The organism is Metabacillus sp. 22489 (assembly GCF_052044855.1).
GTDB classification, from domain to species: domain Bacteria; phylum Bacillota; class Bacilli; order Bacillales; family Bacillaceae; genus Metabacillus; species Metabacillus niabensis.
Genome location: NZ_JBQENT010000053.1, coordinates 24634 through 33731, shown reverse-complemented (window position 1 = coordinate 33731; position 9098 = coordinate 24634). Strand labels below are relative to the sequence as shown.

Annotated in this window: 6 protein-coding genes and 1 pseudogene; 3 read left to right on the top strand and 4 right to left on the bottom strand. The window is 35.1% G+C overall.

Annotated elements, in window-relative coordinates; translation table 11 throughout:
* The first annotated feature begins 285 nt into the window (after positions 1-285).
* On the top strand, positions 286-897 hold the full coding sequence (locus ACTJJ9_RS22795) for a sce7726 family protein (protein ID WP_440768910.1): 612 nt from the start codon (positions 286-288) through the stop codon (positions 895-897).
* Here ACTJJ9_RS22795 and ACTJJ9_RS22790 read toward each other — a convergent pair.
* The 4 genes and pseudogenes from ACTJJ9_RS22790 to ACTJJ9_RS22775 form a co-directional block, all read right to left on the bottom strand.
* The gene (locus ACTJJ9_RS22790; RefSeq protein WP_440768909.1) at positions 812-1930 is read right to left on the bottom strand and encodes a beta family protein; all 1119 of its coding nucleotides are present in this window, start codon (positions 1928-1930) and stop codon (positions 812-814) included. The two genes, ACTJJ9_RS22795 and ACTJJ9_RS22790, sit on opposite strands and share 86 nt — an antisense overlap.
* 374 nt (positions 1931-2304) lie before the next feature.
* Complete coding sequence (locus tag ACTJJ9_RS22785) at positions 2305-3558, bottom strand: oligosaccharide MFS transporter (protein ID WP_440768908.1); 1254 nt, start codon at positions 3556-3558, stop codon at positions 2305-2307.
* Positions 3559-3574: 16 nt separating this feature from the next.
* Positions 3575-4560: pseudogene (locus ACTJJ9_RS22780) on the bottom strand (glycoside hydrolase family 43 protein).
* Positions 4561-5274: 714 nt separating this feature from the next.
* On the bottom strand, positions 5275-6366 hold the full coding sequence (locus tag ACTJJ9_RS22775) for a GntR family transcriptional regulator (RefSeq protein ID WP_095302231.1): 1092 nt from the start codon (positions 6364-6366) through the stop codon (positions 5275-5277).
* A 251-nt stretch (positions 6367-6617) separates the two neighbouring features.
* Here ACTJJ9_RS22775 and ACTJJ9_RS22770 point away from each other — a divergent pair, with 251 nt between their 5' ends.
* Both ACTJJ9_RS22770 and ACTJJ9_RS22765 read left to right on the top strand, forming a co-directional pair.
* Positions 6618-7784, top strand: coding sequence for an FAD/NAD(P)-binding protein (locus ACTJJ9_RS22770; RefSeq protein ID WP_440768907.1), 1167 nt, complete (start codon positions 6618-6620; stop codon positions 7782-7784).
* Positions 7785-7823: 39 nt separating this feature from the next.
* Positions 7824-9008, top strand: a complete 1185-nt coding sequence (locus ACTJJ9_RS22765) for a GTP-binding protein (RefSeq protein ID WP_440768906.1) — start codon at positions 7824-7826, stop codon at positions 9006-9008.
* Positions 9009-9098: the final 90 nt, after the last annotated feature.

Genomic DNA, 9098 nt, shown 5'->3' with positions numbered 1-9098 from the left:
ATGGCGGAAGTTATAGATTATCAAACGCTTTATCACGTGCAAGATAAATTAAAACGATTGGGTGGCAAAACTCTGCAAAATTTCTTGCGCAACTATGCACTTTTTTCTTGCAAAATACATCCTTCCGGAGTATTTCTAATATTTTTGCTACCCTGAGTAAAAATGTTGATAGCTTAGAGATTAGTACAAATATAAAGGAATAATAAATATTTATATTGAACACTTAATATAATGTCTTAAATATGTTAAGTTTGGTTAGTAGTAATCTTAGAAAGGTGAAAGAAAATGAATAGATTAAGGGATAATGACCTTCGTAATGCTTTATTAAAGGATTTGTACAGTCGATATTCCAAAGATAAGGGCACTAAAATTGTAAATGAAATGGGTGTTATACATGGGCAATCTAGAGTTGATGTGGCTGTAATTAATGGAATCTTACATGGCTACGAAATTAAAAGTGAAAGTGATAACTTATTGAGATTACCAAGTCAAATTACTGATTATAGTAAGGTTTTTGACAGAATGACAATTGTAGTTCAAAGAAAACACTTAGAAGAAGTAAGGGCAATGATTCCGAAATGGTGGGGTATTATACTTGTGACAAAATCAAAAGATAATATAAATTTAAGAGAACTTAGGAAAGGAAGAGAAAATTCTTCGGTTGATCCTTTAGCTTTAAGCCGTTTACTTTGGAGAGAGGAGGCTTTAGAAATATTAAAGCAAAGAAGCTTGCATAAAGGTTTATTAAGCAAGCCTCGAAATGTTCTTTATAATAAGCTATGTGACTCTGTGTCATTAAATGAGTTGAAAATTATGGTGAACCAACGACTGAAGAAACGTGTAGGTTGGCGAGATCAAGAGAAACAAGCGTTAAGTGATGATTTACTCCTACAGTAACCCATTTTTCTGCGTTTCCTGTAGTTACATTTTGATGAGCGCAGTCATGTATATATTGATCACCAGAAGAGAAGTGATTACCGTAATATAACTGATGGTTTATCACATTTTGACATAACTGGACCATCTGTGAAAAGCCGTTATTTTTAATACCAATACCACGGAAAATCAAAAATTCATTATTGGCAGTATATTTTATACCCGCAGCCATATTAATTACCCTCGGATCTAAGTTTACAAAGTCTGGATGAGAGATGTTATAGTCTCCAAATGCAGGTAAGCGTACGAGACCATAACCTATAAGACTTTGAAAGACATTCCACTCAGTTCTTGGTAGAGAACCACTACTATTTGTAGGGATTTGTCTTAGATTCTTTGGATATGCTGTACTTGCTAAAGTTAAAGTTCTCCAATTTTGTAAATATGGAAACTGAACAATCGTTAAAATAACATTTTTTAAGTGTTCTTGTTCTTGCTGGGGGAGAATTTGTTTATAATCAAGGATTATGTCAACCATTTCTTTCTCTATTTCTAAAAATTCCAGTAGATTATTAAGATCTTCTATAAGTACTGGAATATCTGATAAATCAGCTTCTTCTAATCTAAGGCAGATTCCTCGGTTATATTTCTTACTAACTGATTTAATAGCGTCATGAAATGGTTGATAACGATATATTCCAGTAACAGGTATTGCTGGAGTCCCATTGGATTCAATTTCATCAATAACAAATTCAACTGGATGTTGTCCATTGCTTAATATATCATCTTCAAAGTCCTCATTGTTATATAGAGTATATAAATCGACGAATACTGGACTATTCTGGTCCCATGCAACCTTAATATGATTACCGATATCAGATAAATGGTCATCAATAGTTTTACTGAAGTTTCCAGTTGTGTGGTTAAAAGGAACTGGTTGGACTTCAATTAAAGGTGTCATATTACTTTTGCGGGCTGGGTCAAGCTGTTCTAAAGCAGTACGTTCACCTCTTTTCCATTTTAAAATGGGCACGTAATGATCGTGGTTAAACATATTGAATTCCTCCTATTAGTAATTTTTTAGTAGATTCTAGTTGAGTAATAAATACTACGCAAAATCTAATAAAAAGTTTCAGAATATTTAAATATACCCATGTTTAATGGAGAGTAGAGGCTACTAAATGACCGCAATAGCGTATGTTGTTGCTTCACTAACTACTTAATTGTGCCCTATCTTCAGACGGTAAGAACATGAAGATTTTTATCATTTCCGATACTATACCCTGGATTTCCTCAATATAATTGGTAGACCTAGTTTGTAGTGTAATTTCGACGAAGGTACATAGAGCTATAATTAGTAATAAAAAGGGCACAATTAGCTAGAAAAACTAATTGTGCCAAGCTTAGAAATTGATATATTCAAGAAACTTATCTACTTGCAACCAAGTTATTGTTAACGGTAGGCTGCTGGTGTCTTTCACTCTTCATAATTAACGCACCAATGGTAACGAATATAATTACCATCAATGACATGATAACATACGAGTTTTGGAATCCCATTGTCTTATATAAGGAGCCCATTACATAAGAGAAGATCGTGATACCAATTTGTTTTGCAAAGTTAAATCCAAGCATATAGACAGTTGCAGATAGTCGAACATCAAATACACCTGTAATATATTTCATGATAGAAATAAGCATTAATGGCATTTCGATAGATGCAAGGATTCTCCATAGTGACAGCATCCAAATCTCTGTGAAAAATGCAGACCCTAGAATACGGATAAATAAAATAATCCCTGCTAGAATCAGTCCGTTTTTCGCTCCGATTTTATTAATAAACCATGGTGTTAATACCATAAAACCTGCTTCGATAAAGACTTGTATCGAGGCAATACGGCTAAATACGAGCTCTCCTCTAGATGCATCATCAAAAAAGCTAGTAAAGTAATTTGGAAATTGTTGATCAAAGACGTCAAACATTGTGGCGATCCCAATCATCATGATACAAAATCCCCAAAAGCTTCTGTTTTTAAATACGTTCATGATATTTTCTTTTGTAACAGGAGTTTCTTCATTCTCTTTAGAATCTTCACTACTAGTATCTTCATTTTTGACACGAAGTGCCCATAAGAGTACACCTAGAACAATGGCAGAAACAGTACATGCCCAGAAAATACTATAAGGGTTACGTACAAACATGATTCCACCAATAAATGCAGCTGTTCCACCAGCTAATGAACCGAATAGACGAACATGCCCATATTCATAATTACTTGCCCGTGTAGAACGTTCAATATAAGCTTCGACGACGCCGACACCACCGTTTAAACACAAGCTTAAAAATGCTCCACCAACTATTGCACCGAATACAGCATTAATTTGAAGAAGTGGAATAAAGGCAAATTGAACGAACGGCCCAATAAATAACAGGCATAAAACAACGAAACCGAATAAATATTTCTTTAAGCCTAGCTTATCCTGGATTAATCCATAAAGCGGTTCCAAGATAAGGGCAGTTACAGCCATTGCTGAGAATACTAAACCTGAAACACTCGTATCCAGATGTGCTGTTTTATTTAGCCAAAATGGTAAGAAGGCAAATATTAAAGCCCAGATCATGAAGTAAAAATAGTACATACCGCCGAAGTTCCAGAATTTAAGTTGTTTTAAGTTACTCATGTTAGTTAATTCCTTCCTATTTTAAAACTTCTGGTGTCTTAGGAGTCCATCTTTTATCTGGAACGGGTACACCAAATATTGGATTTCCTTGTTCACCCCACTCAATTTTTTGCGCGCGTGCTTGACGATTTGGTTCATAAAGTGGATCTCCGACTAATTCTGTATAGTTACGAGCATGATAGACGAGTATCGTATCTTTACCATCAGGAGACTCTGTAAAGCAATTATGTCCCGGTCCATACTGACCATTTTCAGGGCAGCTTTGGAATACTGGTTCCTGACTTTTCGTCCATGAATCTGGATTTAATAAATCAGCATCTTCACTGGCAGTTAAAAGCCCCATACAGTAATCTACTCCAGTGGCACTTCCTGAATATGTAAGAAATACTTTTCCGTTTTTAATTAAAACAGCAGGCCCTTCATTTACCCAAAAGCCTTTGATTTCCCATGGGAGCTCAGGCTTGGTTAGCATCACTGGTTTAGTAGATAATGTCCAAGGGTTTTCCATTTTTGCGATATATAGATTTGAGTGTCCTTTAATATTTAAGTCCTGCTGTGCCCAGACGTAATATTGTTCACCTTTATGGAAAAATGTTGTAGCGTCAAGAGAAAACGTTGACATTTCCGTTTTAACTTCACCCTTTTCGACCCAAGTCCCTTCAAGTGGATTATCGGATGCGTTTTCAAGAACGTACATTCTATGGTTGAACGTATCGTCATCAATATTTGTATCAGGTGCTGCAGCAAAGTAAATATACCACTTTCCATTTGCCCGATGAATTTCTGGAGCCCATATTAACTCACTTAAAGGTCCGCTTTCATGCTTCCACCAAACAGCTACTTCCTTAGCCTCTTGTAAATCATTTAACGATTTTGCTCTTCTTAGAACATGCGATCATAGAGAGGATGAGAGCCTGTAAAATAATAATAGCCATCCGTATGTTTATAGACGAAAGGATCTGCACGTTGTAAAACAATGGGATTTAATATTTCTTCTGTCATCTTAAAACACTCCTTAATAATGCGTGATAACGCTTAAATTGATAATGTAATAGGTTGAATTACTTTATGAATCTGCTAATTCAACTTCATAAAGGGGTTTCATTTCTGAAAATTCATAAGAAACTGTCTTGATGTATAAAATCTTAGCAATTGAACGTACATCTGTCAATTATAAATTTATTTGTTCGTATAAATTTATTGATAAGTGATAAATGATTGAATATAATAATATCATCCGGAAGGTAGACATAATGAACTGTTCGGAATTTTAATAAGTTCCTGTAAAATAGATGATATATGAAGAATTAATCAATGATTAAGAAGGGGTAGAAGAACCTGGTTGATTATGTTTAAATAATTAAATTGAAAGTATCCTTTAAGTTGTTAGGTATTGAAATATTAATTTGTATGGACAAATATTTGAAAGGAGCTTCACTTTACAATATTACTTGTATTGCCATTCCTATTATTGTAGGGAATCAAAATGATATAGTTGATTGATAAATTAGTTCATTATTTATATTTAGCCGAAAATCCATATAGTTGAGGTAAGCAGAGCCAATTACTATTAAAATCCAAAATTTAAGGCTTCTCATTAAATTATTTTTTGAGAAGCCTTTTAGAGTTTAGTATATTTTTTTCTGGCAACCTGAGATAATGTGGGAGGGTGTGAGTAATTAGAAGGGGTTGTTTACTAACTACAAAAGGTCAAAACTACTGTTTATTTAGCTCTTTTACAGTTTCACCTTCAATTAACTCTGGTTGGTAATAGTTTTCATTAGGTAAATCCTTTTTGCCCTGCAACTTTTTGATGACCCAATCAGCTGCATCTCTTCCCATTTTTTCTTGGGGGTGTGTTAATGTTGTTAGTTTAATGTTAGCATTTTTAGCAATATAAGAATTGTCTTGGCCAATAATAGATATGTTTTCAGGAACAGAAATATCAAGTTGTCTGCATACATTTACTAGTTCTAATCCTACCTCATCGTTATAACAAACAATGGCAGTTAATACATTTCGATTTTTAGTAAGAAGCTCTTTTAAGTTCGTATATAAGTCAAGCTTTGTTTCTGTATCATACAAAAGCACATGCTCTGGTTGAAAACGTAATTTTGCTTCTCCTAGTGCCTTGATATATCCCTTCATTCGGTACTTTCCTTGTAAATCATCTATTTTTGAAATTAGCCCGATTTGTGTGTGTCCTTTTGATATCAATTCTTTTGTTGCAAGATAGCTAGACTCTGCGTCGTCTAGACGAAAGAAAGGAACATCCAGCTCTTCATAATAAGCATTGATCATGACAAATGGTACATCCTGTTCCTTAAATGATAAGTAGTAAGAGATATTCGGATTATATATATTGCTTTTTGTAGGTTCCACAATTAAGCCATCCACACCAAATGATAACATCATCTCCAATGCTTTCTTTTCCTGTTCGACATCATTATTTGTACTAGCTAATAGCAGTGAATAATTATCTTCGTTTAGTCTTCTTTCAATTCCACGAATAATTGAAGGAAATATATAATCAGAAATGTAGGTAGTGATGACACCAATTGTTTTTTTATTGGACTTTCCACCTGATTTTGATTGATATTGGCTTTTTACATAAGTACCTGATCCTTTTTCACTTCTTAAAAATCCCTCGTTCGATAATTCTAATATGGCCTTTCGAACTGTGTGACGGCTTACATTATATGTTTCCTGCAGGACAGATTCAGTAGGGATTTGTTCTCCTACACTGTAATCACCTGAAAGTATTTTGCTTTTTATATCATCAATAAGAACTTGATATTTTGGTTTCATTTCACTCACTCACTTCAAAGTTGTTCGCATTCAAATTTTGTTAATAGGATTATTTGTATGGACATACTTTATCATACCTTAGAACTGTTGAAAAGAATATTGGACTTTTCGTAGGGGGCTGTTTCTTATGCCTGTTTATGGAAAGGAATTTCAAATAAATATATTGGGTCTAGAAAAAACTTGTATTTATCAGATATGTTGATTAAAATATAAATCGTAACTATTACGATTTGTGCTATAGGAGGAAGTAAATGCTAGATTGGTTAGTTATTGGCGGTGGTATTCACGGATGTACTATTTCTACCTATTTAATTAAACATAAAAAAGTCGAACCATTAAAGCTTTGTATAGTCGATCCTCATAGCGAACCTATGACTAGATGGAAGCAAAATACTGCTAAAATATCAATGTCCTATCTTCGTTCGACGTCTGTTCATCACATTGATATTGATCCTTTTAGTTTACAGCAGTTTGCAAGGAAAGTATCAAATGTACATAAAGATTTCTATGGGATCTATAAACGTCCCTCATTAGAATTGTTTAATGAGCATTGCGATAAAGTAATATTCGAAACAGGTTTAAAGAAATGCTGGCATAAAGGATTAGTTGGAAAGGTTCAAAGAGGAAAGGACTTTTGGGAAGTGTATACGGAAAACGGAGAAATGTTTAAATCCAAAAATGTCGTTATTGCCATCAGCGTGAATGAACAGCTTTTGATTCCTACTTGGGCAGAGGAGCTTGCTGTCAATTGTCCAAAAAGGGTTCATCATATATTTGATGAAAACATGAAGGAAGTTTCAAAGCTGAAAGCACCTATTGCGATTATTGGCGGAGGGATTACCGCTGCTCATCTAGCTATTAAGCTATCTCAACAGTTTCCTGGGAAAGTATCTTTAATAAAACGTCATCCATTTCGTGTGCATGACTTTGATAGCGATCCTGGTTGGTTAGGGTTAAAGCGTCAGGGACCATTTAGTAGGGTGAAGGATTATCGAATACGTCGAGAGCAAATTAAACGAGCTAGATTCAAAGGCTCTGTTCCAAGAGATGTGTTATATGCAATGAAGAGACTAGAGGCAAAAGAGAAGCTACATATTATTGATGGTGAAGTTACTTCTTATACTTTAGACAAGGAAACATTGAATCTTAACGTAATCTCGAATTCACTTCAAGTTAGACATGTATTACTTGCAACAGGTTTTTTACCAACAAGACCTGGTCATCGATGGATAGAGAGACTAATTGAAGAGGAACATTTAACATGTGCCCATTGCGGCTATCCAATTGTCAATAAAGCCCTAGAGTGGGGTCCTCATTTATATGTGATGGGACCGTTGGCAGAGTTGGAGATGGGCCCTATTGCTAGAAATATTTCCGGTGCTAGGCAGGCAGCGGAGAGAATAGTGGCTAGCCTATGAATTTTAAATCGTAATGAATACGAATTAGGAGGAGATAAGATGAAAAGAAAGGTACCGGTAACCGTTCTAAGTGGTTATTTAGGATCAGGGAAAACGACTTTATTAAATCATGTATTACAAAACAGAGAAAACTTAAAGGTTGCGGTGATTGTTAACGATATGAGTGAGGTTAACATAGATGCCACGATGGTAAAAAAAGGAGGCTTTAGCCGAACTGATGAAAAGCTAGTTGAAATGCAGAACGGCTGTATTTGTTGTACGTTACGTGAGGATTTGATTGTAGAAGTAGAGCGGCTTGTAAAAGCTGGTGACATTGATTATATCCTAATTGAATCATCAGGTATTTCTGAGCCTATACCAGTTGCCCAAACGTTTACCTATATTGATGAAAACTTAAAGATTAACCTACCTGAATACTGCGAGCTTGATACGATGGTCACAGTAGTTGATGCAAATCGTTTCTGGTATGACTTTGCTTCAGGGGAAAGTCTGCTAGATCGAAAGCAGGGAAATGATGAAACGGATACTAGGGAAATAGTCGATTTACTCATTGATCAAATTGAATTTGCTAATGTTCTTGTTTTAAATAAAATTGATTTAGTTGATCGAGAAAGTATTGAGGAATTGAAACTAGTCTTACAAAAATTGAATCCTGAAGCAAAGATAATTGAAAGTGCATATTCTGTTGTGGCGTTATCGAGTATTTTGAATACTGGTTTATTTGACTTTGAACGTGCTAGTCAAGCTGCTGGTTGGATCAAGGAGCTGAACGAAGAGCATACTCCCGAGACAGAGGAATATGGGGTTTCCTCCTTTGTTTATCGAAGAAGAAAACCATTCCATCCAGAAAGATGGTTAAGGTGGCTAGAAAACTGGCCAGTGGAAGTTGTCCGTGCGAAAGGATTCTTTTGGCTGGCCACCCGAAATAATATGACAGGCTTACTATCACAAGCTGGACCATCAATTATATTTCAAGGAGCTGGTGAATGGATTGCTGCAGCATCTAAGCAGGAGCAAGCTAAAATTCTTGAAGAAGAACCTGAATTGCTCGAACGTTGGGACGAAGTTTATGGAGATCGAATGAATGAACTTGTTCTTATTGGAATAGATTTAAATAAAGAACAAATTGAAGCGGCCTTAGATGAATGCCTTCTAACAGACGAAGAGATGATTCAAGACTGGAGCAAATTTCACGACCCACTCCCACCGTTTATTGTTGAGTAGTTACAAATAATTTAGAAAGCAAGTATTTATAAAACAATCAGAGATCAATACTAAAAGATTCAGGAAAAATGAAATTACTACTTGTCAAAT